This window comes from Enterobacter asburiae (genome assembly GCA_011754535.1).
Lineage (GTDB): Bacteria > Pseudomonadota > Gammaproteobacteria > Enterobacterales > Enterobacteriaceae > Enterobacter > Enterobacter cloacae_N.
The window spans coordinates 2,371,537-2,389,080 of the sequence record JAAQVN010000001.1 but is presented as its reverse complement, the minus strand read 5'-3'; the positions used below and the strand labels follow the sequence as shown (position 1 = coordinate 2,389,080).

Genomic DNA, 17,544 nt, shown 5'->3' with positions numbered 1-17,544 from the left:
CATCGCTCCTTAGCGCCCCAGATAGACCTCAATCACCTGCTCGTTGGCCTGCACCTCGCGAAGCGAGCCCTCCGCCAGCACCCGCCCCTGATGCAGCACCGTGACGTGGTCGGCAATCGTTTCAACAAAGCCCATATCGTGCTCCACCACCATCAGGGAGTGCTTGCCCGCCAGGGTTCTGAACAGCTCGGCGGTGTATTCCGTTTCCGCGTCGGTCATCCCGGCGGCGGGTTCATCCAGCAGCAGCAGGTGCGGGTCCTGCACCAGCAGCATGCCGATCTCCAGGAACTGTTTCTGCCCGTGCGAAAGCAGCCCGGCGCGGCGTTCGCGCTCGCTGCTAAGGCGCAGCAACACCAGCATTTCATCGATCCGGTCGCGCTGCTCGCCGTTGAGTTTTGCCCGCAGGCTCGCCCAGACGGATTTGTCGGTTTTCATGGCGATCTCGAGGTTTTCCCACACCGTCAGCGCTTCAAAGACCGTGGGCTTCTGGAATTTTCGACCAATCCCCTGACGGGCAATGGCCGCAGGCTCAAGCGCGGTCAGGTCGATGGACTGATCGTAAATCGCCCTGCCGCTCTTTGGCCGCGTTTTGCCGGTAATGACGTCCATCAGCGTGGTTTTACCGGCCCCGTTGGGACCAATCACGCAGCGAAGCTCGCCCACGCCGATATTCAGCGAGAGATCGGTCAGGGCCTGAAAGCCGTCGAAACTGACGTTAATGGCCTCAAGCTGAAGCACCGGGTCAGTCTGCTCCCGGTAGCGATCGCCGGGCAGCTGGCGGGTAAATAATCCTTCCCCTGGCTGCATTATTTCTCTCCCTTACGCAACAGACCGTAGACGCCGCGCGGCAGGAACAGCGTGACGGCAATAAAAATCAGTCCCAGAAAAAGCTGCCAGTACTCTGGCATGGCGACGGTGAAAAAGCTCTTCGCTCCGTTGACCAGCGCCGCGCCAATCACCGGCCCCACCAGCGTGCCGCGCCCGCCCAGCGCCACCCAGATGGCGGCTTCTATCGAGTTGGTCGGCGACATCTCTCCGGGGTTGATAATGCCCACCTGCGGGACGTACAGCGCCCCCGCCAGGCCGCACAGCACGGCAGAGAGCGTCCATACCAGCAGCTTGAACCCGCGCGGATCGTAGCCGCAAAACGTCAGGCGGTTTTCGGCATCGCGCACGGCGGTCAGGATGCGGCCAAACTTGCTCTTCGCCAGCGCAAATCCGGTACCCAACGCCAGGAGCAGCAGCAGCACGGTTGCCAGGAACAGCGCGATGCGGGTGGCCGTTTCCGTCACCGAAAACCCGAGCAGCGTAGTGAAGCCGGTAAAGCCGTTATTGCCGCCAAATCCGGTTTCGTTGCGAAAGAACAGCAGCATGCCCGCGTAGGTCAGCGCCTGGGTCATAATCGAGAAGTAGACACCTTTGATCTTTGAGCGGAAGGCAAACCAGCCAAACACCAGCGCCAGCAGGCCCGGTACCATCACAATCAGCACCAGCGCCCAGGCAAAGTGCTGGGTGCCCCACCAGAACCACGGCAGCTCGCTCCAGGAGAGAAACGACATAAACGCGGGCAGGCCGTCGCCTGACGCCTGACGCATCAGGTACATCCCCATCGCATAGCCGCCCAGGGCGAAGAAGATGCCGTGCCCAAGAGAGAGCATCCCGGCATAGCCCCACACCAGATCCAGCGCCACCGCAACGATGGCATAGCAGAGGATCTTGCCGATGAGCGTCAGCATCCAGGTCGACAGCGCCAGCGGATGCGTCGCAGGCAGCAAGGCAAAAAACGGTAATATCAGCAGACATGCCACCAGGAGGCTGCCTGCAATCTGCGTGACGCGCGGCGCTTTACGCGTCAGCGTTAAGGTTAGCGGCTGGCTCATCAGTCAATCACCCTCCCTTTCAGCGCAAACAGCCCCTGAGGACGCTTCTGAATAAACAGCACGATCGCTACCAGAATCACAATCTTGCCCAGTACGGCCCCCATCTGGGGCTCAAGAATTTTATTGAAAATGCCCAGCCCAAATGCGGCGGCTACGCTGCCTGCCAGCTGGCCCACGCCACCGAGAACGACCACGAGGAACGAGTCGATGATGTAACCCTGACCGAGCTCCGGCCCGACGTTCCCAAGCTGGGATAACGCCACGCCGCCTAGCCCGGCGATCCCTGAGCCCAGCCCAAACGCCAGCATATCGACGCGACCTGTCGGTACCCCGCAGCAGGCGGCCATGCTGCGGTTCTGCGTTACCGCCCGCACGTTGAGCCCCAGACGGGTTTTATTCAGAATGAGCCAGGTAAAGAACAGCACCATCAGCACAAAGCCCAGCACCACTATGCGGTTCCACGGCAGCGTCAGGTTGGCAAAAACCTGCACCCCGCCGGACAGCCATGCCGGGTTGGCGACCTCCAGGTTCTGGGCGCCAAACATCATGCGCACCAGCTGGATAATCATCAGGCTGATCCCCCACGTTGCCAGCAGCGTTTCCAGCGGGCGACCATACAGGTGACGGATCACGGTGCGCTCCAGCACCATCCCGATGCCCGCCGTCAGGCAGAACGCCACCGGCAGCGCGATAACGGGATAGAGCGCCAGCCACTGGGGCGCAAGCCCGGCCATCGCCTGCTGCACCATCCACGTGGCGTACGCGCCCAGCATCAGCATCTCGCCGTGCGCCATATTAATGACGCCCAGCAGGCCGTAGGTGATAGCGAGCCCCAGCGCGGCCAGCAGCAGCACCGATCCCAGGGACAGCCCCATAAACGCCTGGCCCAGCAGGTCGCCCCACATCAGTCGATGCTGGATCTGGCTAAGACTCTCCTGCGCGGCCGCGCGCACGCTGGCGTCCGGCTCGGTCTGCGCCTGAGTGAACGGGGTGAGTCTGGACTGAACGTCCGGATCGTCTGACTGGCCTAATAATTCGACAGCCTTGTGGCGCACCTCTGCCTGCGGGCTGGCCAGCTGGAGATTCGCCACCGCCAGTAAAAGCGCCTGGCGCGCGACAGCGTCCGTTTCATCGTTTACCCGCTTTTCGAGAAAAGCGAGCATCCCCGGCTGGGCATCCCGCTGAAGCTGACGCGCCGCTGCTCGTCTTTCTGTGACACTGTCACTCACCAGCTGATGTGTAGCGATGGCCGTAGCAGCCAGCACGCGCAGCCGGTTGGTCAGACGAACGGCTTTGGCTGGCCCTTCGGCCACGCGGGCTTCACCGAGCGAAACCATTTGACCATTGCGCTGCGCAAAGGCGTGCTTTTGGCTGTCGGTATACAGGTTTTCCTTTTGCAGAGACTGAAGCAGCGGCAGCCGTGCGGCATCCGGCGCGGCGGCCCACTGCGTGAGTAAATCCGCCTGCTGGCTGCGGGTGGCGGCAACAAAACGATCGGCATCCGATGCCTGCGCCATCCCTGGCAGCAGTCCGGAAAGCCATACAAGAGCGATGAACATGCGCATGGCGTTCATGACGTTTCTCCCTGCGGTGATGGCTTAGTTGCTGGCGGTTTTCATCGGCTGGTCGGGCTTTTTGTCATTCCCATCGATGAACGGGCTCCACGGCTGGGCGCGTACCGGCTGCTCCGTCTGCCAGACCACGTTGAACTGGCCGTTGCCTTCGATTTCACCGATCATGACCGGCTTATGCAGATGATGGTTGGTGGCATCCATGGTGAGCGTAAAGCCTGAAGGCGCCTTAAACGACTGACCGGCCATCGCCGCACGCACCTTATCCACGTCGGTGGTGCCCGCTTTTTCCACCGCCTGCGCCCACATATGAATCCCCACGTAAGTAGCTTCCATCGGGTCGTTGGTCACCACGGTATCGGCGTTCGGCAGCTTGTGCGCTTTGGCATAGGCTTTGTAATCCGCGACGAAGGCCTGGTTGGTCGGGTTATCCACGGATTCAAAGTAGTTCCACGCCGCGAGGTTGCCGACCAGCGGTTTGGTGTCGATCCCGCGCAGCTCTTCTTCACCTACGGAGAACGCCACCACCGGGACGTCGGTCGCCTTCAGTCCCTGGTTAGCCAGCTCTTTGTAGAACGGTACGTTGGAATCGCCGTTGATGGTCGAGACCACGGCGGTTTTGCCGCCTGCGGAGAATTTCTTGATGTTGGCGACGATGGTCTGGTAGTCGCTATGACCAAACGGGGTGTAAACCTCTTCGATGTCCTTATCCGCCACCCCTTTCGAATGCAGGAACGCGCGCAGGATCTTGTTGGTGGTGCGCGGGTAAACGTAGTCGGTCCCCAGCAGGAAGAAGCGTTTCGCCCCGCCGCCGTCTTCGCTCATCAGGTATTCCACCGCCGGAATGGCCTGCTGGTTCGGCGCTGCGCCGGTATAGAAGACGTTTGGCGACATCTCTTCGCCCTCATACTGCACCGGATAGAACAACAGGCCGTTCAGCTCTTCGAAGACCGGCAGCACCGATTTACGCGAAACCGACGTCCAGCAGCCGAACACTACCGCCACTTTATCCTGGCTCAACAGCTGACGCGCCTTCTCGGCAAATAGCGGCCAGTTCGAGGCCGGATCCACCACCACCGGCTCCAGTTTCTTACCCAGCACGCCGCCTTTGGCGTTGATCTCATCGATGGTCATCAGCGCGACGTCTTTCAGCGGGGTTTCGGAGATGGCCATCGTGCCGGACAGAGAATGCATGATCCCCACTTTGATGGTATCGGCCGCCTGCACGCCAAAACTCATTCCCATCGCCGCGACGGACGCGGATAACGCAAAGGCTTTTAATAAGGTACGACGCTGCATATTTTCACTCCTGAAAAAGAACGCTGTGCGAAAACGTCCGTAACGGCATGGACGCGGAAATAAAGGTGTCAGCGAAGCAGGAGCAAAAAGGATGCCAGAATGAAAAATGCGCTATTGCAGGAAACAGAGTGCAGGATGTAAAGAGAACGACTCAGAATGGCACAGCGCTGCACTTTTATAATGCAGCGCTGTGCCGGAAGGTTTACCAGACTTCGCTGGCAATCTGCGTGACCAGACGGACTTTATCCCACTGCTGGGTTTCGCTCAGGCTGTTGCCCTCTTCTGTCGAGGCAAAACCGCACTGCGGGCTGAGGCAAATCTGATCTTTCGCCACGTACTTCGCTGCCTCTTCCAGACGCGCCTTGATGCCTTCCGGGTTCTCCAGCTCACCGTTTTTGGTGGTGATCAGCCCCAGCACCACCTGCTGCTTGCCCGGACGAACGAAGCGCAGTGGCGCGAAATCCCCGCTGCGGTCGTTATCGTATTCGAGGAAAAAGGCGTCAACGTTAACCGTTCCGAACAGCACTTCCGCCACCGGCTCGTAGCCGCCTTCGGAAATCCAGGTGGAACGGAAGTTGCCGCGGCAGACGTGCAGCCCGATGGTCAGATCCTCCGGCTTGCCTTCCAGCGCCTTGTTCAGCACGCGGGCATAGATTTGCGCCAGCTCATCGGCATCATCGCCGCGCTCGCGGATCTGACGGCGCTGATCGTCCGAACAGAGATAGGCCCAGACGGTGTCGTCCAGCTGCAGGTAACGGCAGCCCGCGTCGTAGAATGCGCGGATGGCGTCGCGCCAGGTGGTCGCCAGGTCCTCGAAATAGTCGTTCAGATCCGGGTAAACCGTCGCGTCGATGTCTTTGCGCCCGCCGCGGAAATGGAGCACGCTTGGGCTGGGAATGGTCATCTTCGGCTGGGCATTGCCGCTGATGCTTTTCAGATAGCGGAAATCTTCCAGCATCGGGTGGTCGCCAAAGCCCAGCTTGCCGGTCACGCGCACGCCGTGGGCCTTGGTTTGTACTCCGTTGAACTGAATGCCCTGCTGCGAATCGTAACGCTCAACGCCCTGCAGACCGTCAAAGAAGTCGAAGTGCCACCAGGCACGGCGAAATTCACCGTCGGTCACTACATGCAGGCCGCACGCACACTGCTGCTCGACGACGTGGCGAATGGCCTCGTCCTCCACCGCACGAAGCTGTCCGGCATCAATTTCGCCGCTGGCGAACTTCAGGCGCGCCTGTTTAACGGCATCCGGACGTAAAAAGCTGCCGACTACGTCGGCGCGGTATGGGGCGTGCTGTCGTTGCATGGAAATCTCCTCAGTCTGCCGGCGATAATTGCCGGCAGTGATAATTCATCATTTGAATATTTAGACTTCTGGATGTCTAAATGTCCAAAAAAGATGTCATACCTCACCGCTACCGGCAAACGAGAAAATTTCACGGGTGTTGAAAAAAATTCATATTCACAGCGCGGCGACGGACGACAGGCTGGCAAACGCGTAGCGCTCATCTTCCCAGCCGGTAATGCCGCCAAGCATAATTTTGACCGGCAGCCCGAGGCGCGCCAGCTTCAGCGCGGCTCTGTCTGCGCCGTTGCAGTGCGGCCCCGCGCAGTAGACGACGAACAGCGTCCCTTCCGGCCATTGGGACATCCGCTCAGCTGTGATCTGGCTCCAGGGCATATGCAGTGCCCCCGGCACATGGCGACGGGCAAACTGTTCCGGGCTCCCCACCACGTGCAGCAGTACAAAGTCCTGCTCATTATTAGCGATGGCATGATGCACGTCGGCGCAGTCGGTTTCGACGCTCAGGCGACGCAGAAAATGGGTAACGGCTTCCTGCGGCTCGGCAGCCGGAAATTCAGTAACATAGCTCATGATCCTTCCTCATCTTTGGCGTTTGTGTTAACACTACTCTATCCACAAATTCAGCTCATGAATGCGCTTGCTTATGCCAGAAAACAGCAAAAAGATGACAAATTTAAGGCAGATTTCCCGCCCGCAGGTGGTGGTGCTGGCTTATGACGGACTGTGTACCTTCGAGTTTGGCGTCGCGGTGGAGATTTTTGGCCTGCCGCGTCCGGAACTGGGCGACGACTGGTATCGTTTTGCGGTGGCGAGCGTGGATAGCGGAGAACTGCGGGCGACCGGCGGGATCCGCATGGTTACTGATGGCGATTTGAGCCTGATTGCGTCGGCAGATCTGATCGTGGTTCCCGGCTGGCGCGGGCTGGATGCACCGGTTCCGGACGCGCTCTGCGAGGCATTGCGCCAGGCCAGCGCGCGCGGGTGCCAGCTGCTGTCCATCTGTTCGGGCGTGTTCGTGCTGGCCGCTACGGGGCTACTGAACGGCCGCAAGGCCACAACGCACTGGCGCTATATTGACGCGCTTAAGGCCCGCAACCCTGAAATCGAAGTGGTTGAGGACGTGCTCTACCAGGACGAGGGAGACATCCTGACCTCTGCGGGCAGCGCGGCAGGGATCGATCTCTGTCTGCACGTCGTCCGGCGGGATTACGGTTTGGAAACCGCCAACAGCGTGGCGCGGCGGCTGGTGATCCCCCCTCACCGTGACGGCTCGCAGCCGCAGCAGTTGAGCCGCCCGGTGGCGCAGCTGCGTGAGAGCCAGCGCCTGGGCCAGCTGTTTGACTATCTGCACCAGCATCTTATCGAGCCGCACAGCCTCGACTCGCTGGCGCGTCGGGTCGGTATGAGCCAGCGCACCTTCCTGCGCCGCTTCGAGGCGGCGACGGGGATGACGCCCGCACGCTGGCTGATCAATGAACGCCTGCTGAGAGCGAAAGATTATCTGGAAAGCAGCCGGTTGAGCATCGACAGCATTGCTGAACAGACCGGGTTCGGTCAGGCCTCGACGCTGCGCCATCATTTTCGCCAGCAGTATGCGCTTTCGCCTGCCCAGTATCGTAAACAGTTTTCGCCCCCTGATGCTGGCCGCTGAACGGTCAGTCTTTTCGATTACGTTTGAATACGGAGCTCCTGATGGTCACCACACACGTTTTTATCGCTGTCAGTCTTGATGGCTACATCGCCAGAGAAAATGACGATATCGACTGGCTGCTGCAGCGCGATGACCCGACAGAAGATCATGGCTATGACGCGTTCATCGCCGATAAAGAGTGGATCGTGATGGGCCGGGGTAGCTACGAAAAGGTGCTGACCTTTGACGCATGGCCTTATGACCGGCCCGTGCTGGTGCTCTCCCGACAGCTGGCCGGAACGCCCGTACCCGAGGCGCTGAAGGGCAAAGTGCAGTTCTCACGCAGCACGCCAAAAGAGGTTCTCGGCGATCTGGCGGCACAAAACGTAAATCGCGTCTATATCGATGGCGGGCAGGTGATACAGTCCTTCCTGCGCGAAGGGCTGGTCGCCGATATTGTTATCACTACCGTACCCGTGCTGCTCGGCTCAGGAAAACCGCTTTTTGGCACGCTGTCCCGGGATATTGATTTAACCCTGGTATCAAGCCGCAGCTTCCCTTCGGGACTGGTACAGTCACACTATCAGGTGAGATCATAGGGGCATGGCACAAGCGAGTTGGCAAAAAAAAACCGCCATTATCTGGCGGTAAATGCTTGCATGGATAGATTTGTATTTTGGTCTCTACGTCCCCGACACTCCATGGTCGGGCAGCGGATCTCGAACAAACTAACACCGGCTTCCTCAACGAAAGCTCAACAGCCTTATTAAGGATTAACTCGACCTGGTGTTGATTTGCAAATAGCGCATCAGACCCTGCTCAGCGCTCTGTTTTGCATCATCGTTAAGGGCTTCGAGATAAAACGATCGCGAGACACCATAGGGTGCTTTTTCAGAGGGATACACCGCGAACTGGAATGTTTTTCCCCCAGCCTGATGCGTGCAGTCTAATTCCCAGCGTTGTTCATTTACTTTTTTGCTATTACAGGCTACGCGTCCGTAGTCGCTGGTTAAATAGGAACCAACGCGGGTTTCTGCGGACTGAATATATTCTGGTTCGCCATTCTCGATATAGCGCAACCCTGCGGTAGCCCCTACGGCCGCCACAAGGAGCGCTAGCGCGATTATTTTTTTCATTAATTAAGACCCATTCCTTAGCCAGAGAACCTCTATTATATAGGATTATCCTTAAAGTAAACGTCTCTTTCAGTACCAGAACAGGTAGTTTACAACGCCACAATCATATTTAGGAAATTTCCTAATACGAATTCCGATCCAACAGTATTTGACATTTTCTTTGCCGTACTTTGAATAAAAGAATAATAACACGAAGAAACGATCGGCATGCTTATTCCGCAATGTTATTCAGCGGTGAACACCATGCTAAAAAAAGGGTTATCTGTCGTCCTGCTTATTTGTGCTTTGTTTTCAGGCCAGCTTATGGCCGGGCACAAGGGCCATGAATACATATGGGTAAAAAATGTTGAACATCAACTGCGGCATGAGGCCGACAGCGATGAGTTACGCAGTGCGGCTGAAGAGTCGGCGGAGGGTTTGCGCGAACACCACCAGTGGCAGAAATCGCGCAAACCGGACACGCACGTAAGGTAGTTAACTGCCTTTACGCTTCGGCAGGGTTTTCATCAGATCGTCAGGGCTGACGGACGCGACGATGCTGCCCGGCGGCGGCATTTTGAAGATGTGGTTTTTCATCTTACCAATAACGTGCATTTCGCACGGACGGCAGTCAAACTTCAGGGTCAGAACTTCGTCGCCGTTAACCAGCTGCATGGGGGTCGCCTTCCAGCTCTTGATATTCCCTTTCGCCTGCTTAGGACACAGGTTAAAAGCAAAGCGGAGGCAGTGCTTGGTGATCATCACCGGCACATCGCCCTTCTCTTCGTGCGCTTCATAGGCCGCGTCGATCAGCTGCACGCCGTGACGATGATAGAATTCACGCGCTTTATGGTTGTAAACGTTCGCGAGGAAGGATAGATGGGTGTCCGGATACACGGGCGCAGGAACAGATTCGGCCTTACGGCTGCCGCGCGGATACTGGGCCAGACGCGCTGCATCCAGCATCTCTGCCGTTTCACGGCGGAACTGGTTAAGCAGGCTGTTCGGTACGAACAGCGCGTCCGGCAGATTAACCTCTATCGCGCGTGCGTAGTAAATTGTCTGGCCCAGCTTCGCCACGCCATCCTTCAGGCTGTTAAGCGCTTTTTCCGCGTTGTTTGCCACCTCGAACAGGCCGTCGAGCGTATGCGTCACGCTGATGCCGTCTTCACAGGTCATGGTCAGAATCAGCTGCTCTTCCCAGCCGCCCAGCTCAATATCCACCGCGATGCGACGCTCGCTGGAGGTTTTAAGCAGCGCCTGCTGCCAGTTATGATCCAGGTTACGGTTAAGCGCCGCGTTCGGCCTTGCCTTGTAGAGATCGGCAGGCATTTCATTCGGCCATACGCGGTAGCGGTTCTCGCCGGTTTTCTCGACCGTGTTGGCGCGGAAGCCCACGACCTCACGCTTAATCATCACGTTAAGGCCATCACCGTTCGCCAGCGGTTCCGTCACTTCAACGTCAAGGTGATCTTTCGCCACTTTCAGCACTTCACCAACCGGTAAGCCGATAAACTTCGGTGAGTCAAACGCGCCGATATCCCCTTTACGGGCATTCACGAAATAGTCCGTGCTGCCGCGGTGGAAGGTTTTGTCCGTCGACGGAACAAAGAAATGCTCGGTACGCCCGGCTGACGCGCGCGCCAGGTCGCCGCGATCTTCAATGATGGCGTCGAGCATCTGGCGATAGTGCGCGGTGATGTTCTTTACGTAGCTCATATCTTTGTAGCGCCCTTCAATCTTGAAGGAACGCACGCCCGCGTCGATCAGCGCGCCCAGGTTAGCCGTCTGATCGTTATCCTTCATGGAGAGCAGGTGTTTTTCGAACGCCACGACGCGGCCCTGATCGTCTTTCAGGGTATACGGCAGACGGCAGGCCTGAGAGCAGTCGCCGCGGTTGGCGCTGCGGCCGGTCTGGGCGTGGGAAATGTTGCACTGGCCGGAATAGGCCACGCACAGCGCCCCGTGGATAAAGAATTCAATCGTCGCGTCCGTCGCCTGGTGAATATCGCGGATCTGATTAAGGTTCAGCTCGCGCGCCAGAACAATCTGCGAAAAGCCGACGTCGGAGAGAAACTTCGCCTTTTCTACCGTACGGATATCGCACTGGGTACTGGCGTGCAGCTCAATGGGCGGAATATCCAGCTCCAGGACGCCCATGTCCTGAACGATCAGGGCATCAACGCCGGTCTGGTAGAGATCGGTAATCAGACGCTGCGCGGGCTCCAGCTCATCATCATGAAGAATGGTGTTCAGGGTCACGAACACTTTCGCCCCGAAACGGTGGGCGAACGGCACCAGCTCGGCGATATCGCTCAGGCTGTTGCTGGCGTTATGGCGGGCACCGAAGCCAGGGCCGCCGATGTAGACGGCGTCAGCGCCGTGAAGGATTGCTTCACGGGCAATGGCGGCGTCGCGGGCCGGGCTTAAAAGTTCAAGATGATGGGATTGCAGGCGCATACTTCGTCGTTATCCGTTATGGTCAAAATGGCGGCTATTGTAGTCAGAAGTATGCGACAGCGAAACAGTTTTGCGTAGTCTCAGCGGGGATAATGGATCAGAGAGTGAAAATGCACCGGCCGGTCGGTGCTGTTGCGGTAGGCGTGTGCTTTATCGCCGGCAAAACGAACGCCAGAATCGGCATAAACCGTCTGCCACTCGCCGTCGATGTTCATCTCCAGCTCGCCGTCGATCACCACCACATGTTCGATCACCCCCGCCTCGTGCGGCGTGGACTCACTCAGGGCGCCCGGTGCCAGCGTGATGGAGAAATGATCGAACCTGAGCGTCTCATCCCAGGGAAAGAGCGGTTTAATCACCATCGCCTGCTGCTGCGAATCAAACACCGCCGGCCTGTCCGCCTCGGGCGTGATGAACGCGGAAAACGGGACGTTCAGCCCGGTGGCAATTTTCCACAGCGTCGACACCGTCGGGCTGGACTCATTGCGCTCGATTTGCCCGAGCATCGCTTTCGACACGCCGGTTTCGTCCGCCAGCTTCGACAAACTCCAGCCGCGGGCCTGGCGCAGCGTTTTCAGCGTTGCTGCAAGATGTTGTGTAATGTCCATGCTCCCTCCTGATGGCGATGAGCATACCACTTGTACGCTATAACGCACAGTGTTACCTTATCTCGGACGTTATAACGCACAACGGAGTTTCCATGCGCCCTTCCTCTCATCTCGTTCCAGCCGCACTGGCTGGATTTGTCGCCGTCCTGGTCGGTTACGCCAGTTCTGCAGCCATTATCTGGCAGGCCGCGGCGGCGGCGGGCGCCAGCGCGCAGCAGATCGCGGGCTGGATGACCGCGCTGGGGACAGGAATGGGCGTCAGCACCCTGGCGCTTTCCTGGTGGTATAAAGCCCCGGTGCTGACCGCCTGGTCTACGCCCGGCGCAGCGCTGCTCGCCACAAGCCTGCACGGCGTAACGCTGGCTGAGACGATCGGCGTGTTCATCTTCGCCAACGCGCTCATTTTACTCTGCGGCGTTACCGGGCTTTTTGCCCGTCTGATGAAGCTAATCCCCCATTCGCTTGCGGCCGCCATGCTGGCAGGCGTACTCCTGCAGTTTGGGCTGCATGCGTTTGCCCATCTGGACGGGCACTTTCTGCTGTGCGGCAGCATGATTGCGGCGTGGCTGGTAGCGAAAGCGCTGGCACCGCGGTATGCCATTGTCGTTACGCTGCTGGTGGGCGGGATCGTCGCGTGGGCCGGAGGTGACGTTGTCACCGATAAAATCACCCTCTCCCCCGTGATGCCTGAGTTTATTGCCCCCGCCTTTACCTTCACCAGTCTGGTAAGTATCGGTTTGCCTTTCTTTCTGGTGACCATGGCCTCGCAAAATGCGCCCGGTTTCGCGACGATGAAAGCGTCCGGCTATCCGCTGGCGGTCTCACCGATCATTATTTTTACGGGCGGGCTCGCGCTGCTGCTGTCCCCCTTCGGCGTCTTTTCCATCTGCATTGCCGCCATTACCGCCGCTATCTGTCAAAGCCCGGATGCCCACCCGGATGCCGCTAAACGCTGGCTGGCGGCAATCGCGGCCGGCGGGTTTTATCTGCTGGCGGGGGTGTTCGGCGGATCTATCACCGCGATAATGGCAGCACTGCCGCTCAGCTGGATCCAGACCCTTGCCGGTCTGGCGCTGCTGGGTACCATTAGCGGAAGTTTATATCAGGCGCTGAATCATGAAGCGGAGCGCGACGCGGCCATCGTCACGTTTTTGATGACCGCGAGCGGCGTTACGATCCTCGGCATCGGTTCGGCATTCTGGGGGCTGGTGCTGGGTGGGGTGTGCTACGCCCTGTTCTCACGCGCTCGCCGCGCGTAGCTGAGACGGCGTGATGCCCATGACGCTGCGGAAACGGTTACTGAAGTGGCTGGCGGAGTTAAACCCGCAGGCCAGCGCGATATCCGTGAGCGGCGTCGAGGTATGCTGTACCAGGTTTTTCGCTTTTTCCATGCGCCTTTGCATGACGTACTGATGCGGCGCCAGCCCCGTCGACTGGCGGAACATGCGGGCAAAATGGTATTCGCTGAGGGCAGCCTGCGCCGCGAGCTCAGCCAGCGTCAGGGGCTGCCCGAGGTTTTCTTCAATGAAAGCCAGCACGTTGCGCAGAACAAACGGCGATAACCCGCCGGTAACGACCGGCAGCTTCCACTGAACGTTAGCGTAGTTTTGCAGCAGGTGGGTCAAGAGCAGCGTGGAGGCCGTACTCAGGGTGAGCTGATTGGCCTGCTGCTGCCAGTCGCAGCCGAGAAGAAACTGGCGGTACAGCGCGGTGATCTTCGGGTCGCTGCCAAAAATGCGCTCGTCCAGCGTCAGCGACAGCGGCCGCTTGTCCCAGATTTTTTCGCCCACATCGCGCAGGTGTTCGTCGGTGCAGTAGAGATGGACAAAAGACAGGTCGTCGCGGATATCCCACGTCGATTCACTCTCTTTCGGCATTAAACAGAAACGATCCGGTCCCCCGCCGTTCTTCCAGCCGCCCGGCGTCTTTTGATAGCTCTCGTAACCGTCGGCGACGTACAGACTGAGGGTGTGATGGTTGCTCTTAACCGTTATCGTATCGCGCTTGTTGTACCACGCCGCCAGCTGAATGCCGGAATTCAGAGAAACGGTTTCCCGCAGGACCGCATTCTGCTGGCGTAGCGTTTCAAAGGTATCGTAAGCGTGAGACATAACCGTTAGCGCATTATTGAGTGAACTGTCAGTCTAAGAACTGTTGTCCCCCGTTGCCAGCCCCCGGAAAAGAAAAAAGCGCAAGATTTTGCAAGTCTACCGCAAGTCGGTGAAAGTCCCCTGTCGCTCTCCGCGCCATACTGCGGGCTTCCGTGGTTTGAGAAGAGAAAAAAAATGAACGCATTATTATACGGACTGGTGGTGATCATCTGGGGAACCACCTGGATTGCCATTTTCCTGCAGCAGGGTCCCGTGGCGGCCCCGGTGTCAATTTTCTGGCGCTTCGCGGTGGCCAGCGCCACAATGATGGTGGTGTTACTTGCCCTGCGCCGTCTGCGCAAGCTGGCCCTGCGGGATCACCTGTTCTGCATGCTTCAGGGATGCTGCGTCTTCTGCTTTAACTTCTGGTGCTTCTATACCGCGGCCGCGCACATCAACACCGGGCTGGAATCGGTGATCTTCTCCATGGCGGTGCTCTACAACGCCATTAACTGTTTTATTTTCTTCGGACAGCGCCCGCCCGCGCGTTTCTGGACGGCGGCGGCGCTGGGTCTTGTGGGGATCGTGACCCTTTTCTGGGACGACCTGCTGGCCAGCGGCTGGAGCGTATCGCTTCTGACGGGCATTGGCCTTTCCGCCCTCGGCACGTATGGGTTCTCGCTGGGCAATATGATCAGCATGCGCCATCAGCGCAGAGGTCTGGAAACCATGACCACCAACGCCTGGGCGATGCTTTACGGCACGCTGGTGATGGGCGGCATTGCGCTTTGCAGAGGCGACAGTTTTACCCCGGAATGGACGGTCACCTACATGGGCGCGCTGCTCTATCTGGCCCTGTTCGGCTCGGTGATAGCCTTTGGCGCCTACTTCACGCTGGTGGGACGTATCGGCCCCGGTAAAGCGGCTTACAGTACGCTGCTCTTCCCGCTGGTGGCGCTCTCCATCTCAACGGTGTATGAAGGCTACGTCTGGCACATTAACGGTATCGTCGGGTTACTGCTGATTCTGGGCGGGAATATGGTGATGTTCACAAAACCAGAGACCTGGTTCAGGCGCTTGCGGACAGCATAAAAAAACGGCCTGCAAACTGCAGGCCGCTTACTGTTATTTCGCCGTTTTATGCACGTCGAACATGGTGGCATCCGTCGCCATGTCATCAACAACCTGCTTCAGCGTGGCAAACGTCATTGGCGTACTTTCGTTGGTCAGCTCTTTACCTTCGCCTTTACGAACCACCTTCATCACCGGTTTGTTGGTGGCCGCATCGATCAGCTCACCTTCAAAGAAGAGATGCGTATCCATGGTGCGATGGCCGGTTGCCATCTGCGTCCCCGCAACCACCAGCGCGACCGGCACCACTTCATAGAACTGCAGACCCTCTTTCTGCGAACTCACCCCGGTGATTGCACCGCGGAAAATCAGGCTGTGTTTACCCGGCGTGCTCACAATCGGCTTACGGGTACCAATCGCCGTTTTCATTTTGTTATTGGTGTAATTCAACAGCTCATCAAGCGTTCTTTTACCAATCTGCGTGGTTGGCTTAGGCGCAGGATAATAGGTAATCGGCGTCCAGATAATACTGTCGTAATTGGCTTCGTTGTAGGAAGGATCGACCCAACGCAGCGTGGGTTTACCCGTCGCAGAGGTCGTCTGCTGCAGGCCGGAGTAATCTTTTAAAAAGCCTGAATATTGTTCTGGCGCGGCGACTTTTGAAGAACAGCCCGCCAGTGCCAACAGACCCGTAAGCACTGCAACTTTAATAAAAGTTTGAGGACGCATGATAGTTTTCCATGTTATCTGCAAGTATGCATTTGAAGTTATAGCAAAAGTCTGGTGGGTTTGTTGTGACAAAAAATGATGCGGACAGCACAAATTGCGAAAAGAGTGCCCGGCAGCGTACCGGGCAGTGAAAAATTACTGATTAATATCCACCTGCCAGAATAAATGCTTGCCAAACGGATCGATTTCGTAGCCTGTCACCTCTTTGCGCACCGGTTCGAAGATCGTTGAATGCGCAATCATGACCGCCGGCATCTGGTCATGCATGATTTGCTGCGCCTCTTTGTACAGCGCCACGCGTTTATCGCGATCGGTTATCGATTTTGCCTCAGCGATGATCTTATCAAACGGCTTATAGCACCACTTCGCCGAATTCGAACCGCCGTTTGCCGAGGTGCAGGTAAAGAGCGGGCCAAAGAAGTTATCCGGGTCGCCCGTTGCGGTCGTCCAGCCCATCAGCGCGGCCTGATGTTCACCGCCCTTCACGCGCTTGAGATATTCACCCCATTCGTAGGTGACAATTTTGGTCTGCACCCCCACCTTCGCCCAGTCGGCCTGAATCATCTCCGCCATCCGTCTGGCGTTCGGGTTATAGGGCCGCTGGACGGGCATCGCCCACAGGTCGATACTCATGCCGCTGGCCAGGCCGGCCTCTTTCAGCAACGCTTTCGCTTTTTCAGGATCGTAATCGTAATCCTTCAGTTCGCTGTCAGCGCTCCAGACGCCCGGCGGCAGCAGGTTTTTCGCGGCGGTTCCGGTGCCGTGGAATACCGCGTCAATGATGGCCGGTTTATTGATCGCCATCGCCAGCGCCTGGCGAACCTTCACGTTATCCAGCGGTGGCTTTTGGGTATTAAACGCCAGGAAACCGGTGTTCAGCCCGGCCTTGCTCATCAGGTTGATTTCTTTTTTCGCCTTCATGCGCGGCAGGTCCGCCGGGTTCGGGAACGGCATCACCTGACATTCGTTTTTCTCAATTTTGGCAAAACGCACGGAGGGATCCGGGGTGATGGTGAAGACCAGCCTGTCCAGCTTCGATTTTCCCTGCCAGTAGTCGGCAAATGCCGTGAACAGAATGCGGGAATCCTTCTGATACTGCGCCAGCTTAAACGGCCCGGAGCCGATCGGCTGCATATCCACCTTCTCCGGCGTGCCCGCTTTCAGCATCGCATCGGCATATTCCGCGGAGAGGATCGAGGCAAAATACCATGCCAGGTCGGCGACAAACGGCGCTTCCGGGTGTGCCAGGGTAAAGCGAACGGTATGGTCATCAACTTTATCAATGGCGGTAATCAGACTACCAAACTCCAGGCTTTCGAAGTTGGAATAGCTGCCGTTAGAGACATTGTGATACGGATGATTCACGTCCTTCTGGCGCATAAACGAGAAGATCACGTCATCGGCGTTAAAGTCACGGGTCGGCGTGAAGAATTTATTGCTCTGGAACTTCACGCCCTGACGCAGATGGAAGGTGTAAACCTTGCCGTCGTCGCTCACCTCCCAGCGCTCAGCCAGGCTCGGCACCAACTCCGTGGTGCCGGGTTTGAAATCGACCAGCCGGTTATAGACCGGCACGGCGCTGGCGTCCACGCTGGTGCCCGAGGTGTATAACTGAGGATTAAAGTTTTCCGGTGACCCTTCGGAGCAATACACCAGCGTTTTCGCGGCTACGGTAGAACTGACCGTGAGCGCAGCGAGTGCCAGCGTTAACATTGTGCGTTTGCTTGTCATCATTTATTCCTGTCTTTTTAATTCGACGGCTAATTAATTCTTTTGCCATTTCAT

The 17,544-nt window shown here is 57.8% G+C and carries 17 protein-coding genes; 5 read left to right on the top strand and 12 right to left on the bottom strand.

The features are described 5' to 3' along the window. Positions 1-9 precede the first annotated feature (9 nt). The 6 genes from urtD to HBM95_11225 form a co-directional block, all read right to left on the bottom strand. On the bottom strand, positions 10-807 hold the full coding sequence (gene urtD / locus HBM95_11250; GenBank protein NIH43508.1) for an urea ABC transporter ATP-binding protein UrtD: 798 nt from the start codon (positions 805-807) through the stop codon (positions 10-12). Then, a complete protein-coding gene (gene urtC / locus HBM95_11245) occupies positions 807-1,880 on the bottom strand; it encodes an urea ABC transporter permease subunit UrtC (protein NIH43507.1) in 1,074 nt (357 codons plus the stop codon). Before urtC ends, urtD begins: the two co-directional genes overlap by 1 nt. Then, a complete protein-coding gene (gene urtB / locus HBM95_11240) occupies positions 1,880-3,454 on the bottom strand; it encodes an urea ABC transporter permease subunit UrtB (protein NIH43506.1) in 1,575 nt (524 codons plus the stop codon). Before urtB ends, urtC begins: the two co-directional genes overlap by 1 nt. Positions 3,455-3,478: 24 nt before the next feature. Continuing rightward, a complete protein-coding gene (gene urtA / locus HBM95_11235; protein NIH43505.1) occupies positions 3,479-4,750 on the bottom strand; it encodes an urea ABC transporter substrate-binding protein in 1,272 nt (423 codons plus the stop codon). Between the two features lie 202 nt (positions 4,751-4,952). Beyond that, positions 4,953-6,056: a cobalamin-independent methionine synthase II family protein gene (locus HBM95_11230; GenBank protein ID NIH43504.1), complete on the bottom strand. Its 1,104-nt coding sequence runs from the start codon at positions 6,054-6,056 to the stop codon at positions 4,953-4,955. A 156-nt stretch (positions 6,057-6,212) separates the two neighbouring features. Further along, positions 6,213-6,626, bottom strand: a complete 414-nt coding sequence (locus HBM95_11225) for a rhodanese-like domain-containing protein (protein NIH43503.1) — start codon at positions 6,624-6,626, stop codon at positions 6,213-6,215. Positions 6,627-6,699: 73 nt separating this feature from the next. On the opposite strand from HBM95_11225, the gene ftrA reads away from it, so the two are divergent. After that, complete coding sequence (ftrA, locus tag HBM95_11220; GenBank protein ID NIH43502.1) at positions 6,700-7,707, top strand: transcriptional regulator FtrA; 1,008 nt, start codon at positions 6,700-6,702, stop codon at positions 7,705-7,707. 41 nt (positions 7,708-7,748) lie between these two features. Next, a complete protein-coding gene (locus HBM95_11215) occupies positions 7,749-8,285 on the top strand; it encodes a dihydrofolate reductase (protein NIH43501.1) in 537 nt (178 codons plus the stop codon). Between the two features lie 174 nt (positions 8,286-8,459). Here the strand turns inward: HBM95_11215 and HBM95_11210 are convergent, their stop codons facing one another. Continuing rightward, entirely contained in the window at positions 8,460-8,822 is a 363-nt protein-coding gene (locus HBM95_11210; protein NIH43500.1) for a hypothetical protein, read from the bottom strand. 243 nt (positions 8,823-9,065) lie between these two features. Between HBM95_11210 and HBM95_11205 the strand changes: the two genes are divergently transcribed. Continuing rightward, entirely contained in the window at positions 9,066-9,296 is a 231-nt protein-coding gene (locus HBM95_11205) for a DUF2554 family protein (protein NIH43499.1), read from the top strand. Here HBM95_11205 and HBM95_11200 read toward each other — a convergent pair whose 3' ends face one another. Together HBM95_11200 and HBM95_11195 are read right to left on the bottom strand one after the other, a co-directional pair. Further along, complete coding sequence (locus HBM95_11200; GenBank protein ID NIH43498.1) at positions 9,297-11,261, bottom strand: U32 family peptidase; 1,965 nt, start codon at positions 11,259-11,261, stop codon at positions 9,297-9,299. It lies immediately after the preceding gene. Positions 11,262-11,341: 80 nt separating this feature from the next. Further along, positions 11,342-11,869 carry a helix-turn-helix domain-containing protein gene (locus HBM95_11195; GenBank protein ID NIH43497.1) on the bottom strand — a complete coding sequence of 176 codons (528 nt, stop codon included), beginning with the start codon at positions 11,867-11,869 and terminating at the stop codon, positions 11,342-11,344. Positions 11,870-11,880: 11 nt separating this feature from the next. Between HBM95_11195 and benE the strand changes: the two genes are divergently transcribed. Beyond that, positions 11,881-13,128 (top strand): benzoate/H(+) symporter BenE family transporter, encoded by a 1,248-nt coding sequence (benE, locus tag HBM95_11190; GenBank protein NIH43496.1) that lies wholly within the window; start codon positions 11,881-11,883, stop codon positions 13,126-13,128. On the opposite strand, the gene HBM95_11185 is transcribed toward benE, so the two are convergent. After that, positions 13,108-13,980 (bottom strand): helix-turn-helix transcriptional regulator, encoded by an 873-nt coding sequence (locus HBM95_11185; protein NIH43495.1) that lies wholly within the window; start codon positions 13,978-13,980, stop codon positions 13,108-13,110. The two genes, benE and HBM95_11185, sit on opposite strands and share 21 nt — an antisense overlap. A gap of 174 nt (positions 13,981-14,154) precedes the next feature. On the opposite strand from HBM95_11185, the gene HBM95_11180 reads away from it, so the two are divergent. After that, complete coding sequence (locus tag HBM95_11180) at positions 14,155-15,051, top strand: DMT family transporter (protein NIH43494.1); 897 nt, start codon at positions 14,155-14,157, stop codon at positions 15,049-15,051. A gap of 33 nt (positions 15,052-15,084) precedes the next feature. Here HBM95_11180 and HBM95_11175 read toward each other — a convergent pair whose 3' ends face one another. Together HBM95_11175 and HBM95_11170 are read right to left on the bottom strand one after the other, a co-directional pair. Beyond that, complete coding sequence (locus tag HBM95_11175; GenBank protein ID NIH43493.1) at positions 15,085-15,759, bottom strand: DUF3313 domain-containing protein; 675 nt, start codon at positions 15,757-15,759, stop codon at positions 15,085-15,087. A gap of 135 nt (positions 15,760-15,894) precedes the next feature. Next, positions 15,895-17,490, bottom strand: coding sequence for an ABC transporter substrate-binding protein (locus tag HBM95_11170; protein ID NIH43492.1), 1,596 nt, complete (start codon positions 17,488-17,490; stop codon positions 15,895-15,897). Between the last annotated feature and the right edge of the window lie 54 nt (positions 17,491-17,544).

Coding starts and splice junctions, on each gene's coding strand:
- urtD (NIH43508.1), bottom strand. CDS start 807: ATGCAGCCAGGGGAAGGATTATTTACCCGCCAGCTGCCCGGCGATCGC.
- urtC (NIH43507.1), bottom strand. CDS start 1,880: ATGAGCCAGCCGCTAACCTTAACGCTGACGCGTAAAGCGCCGCGCGTC.
- urtB (NIH43506.1), bottom strand. CDS start 3,454: ATGAACGCCATGCGCATGTTCATCGCTCTTGTATGGCTTTCCGGACTG.
- urtA (NIH43505.1), bottom strand. CDS start 4,750: ATGCAGCGTCGTACCTTATTAAAAGCCTTTGCGTTATCCGCGTCCGTC.
- HBM95_11230 (NIH43504.1), bottom strand. CDS start 6,056: ATGCAACGACAGCACGCCCCATACCGCGCCGACGTAGTCGGCAGCTTT.
- HBM95_11225 (NIH43503.1), bottom strand. CDS start 6,626: ATGAGCTATGTTACTGAATTTCCGGCTGCCGAGCCGCAGGAAGCCGTT.
- ftrA (NIH43502.1), top strand. CDS start 6,700: ATGCCAGAAAACAGCAAAAAGATGACAAATTTAAGGCAGATTTCCCGC.
- HBM95_11215 (NIH43501.1), top strand. CDS start 7,749: ATGGTCACCACACACGTTTTTATCGCTGTCAGTCTTGATGGCTACATC.
- HBM95_11210 (NIH43500.1), bottom strand. CDS start 8,822: ATGAAAAAAATAATCGCGCTAGCGCTCCTTGTGGCGGCCGTAGGGGCT.
- HBM95_11205 (NIH43499.1), top strand. CDS start 9,066: ATGCTAAAAAAAGGGTTATCTGTCGTCCTGCTTATTTGTGCTTTGTTT.
- HBM95_11200 (NIH43498.1), bottom strand. CDS start 11,261: ATGCGCCTGCAATCCCATCATCTTGAACTTTTAAGCCCGGCCCGCGAC.
- HBM95_11195 (NIH43497.1), bottom strand. CDS start 11,869: ATGGACATTACACAACATCTTGCAGCAACGCTGAAAACGCTGCGCCAG.
- benE (NIH43496.1), top strand. CDS start 11,881: ATGGCGATGAGCATACCACTTGTACGCTATAACGCACAGTGTTACCTT.
- HBM95_11185 (NIH43495.1), bottom strand. CDS start 13,980: ATGTCTCACGCTTACGATACCTTTGAAACGCTACGCCAGCAGAATGCG.
- HBM95_11180 (NIH43494.1), top strand. CDS start 14,155: ATGAACGCATTATTATACGGACTGGTGGTGATCATCTGGGGAACCACC.
- HBM95_11175 (NIH43493.1), bottom strand. CDS start 15,759: ATGCGTCCTCAAACTTTTATTAAAGTTGCAGTGCTTACGGGTCTGTTG.
- HBM95_11170 (NIH43492.1), bottom strand. CDS start 17,490: ATGACAAGCAAACGCACAATGTTAACGCTGGCACTCGCTGCGCTCACG.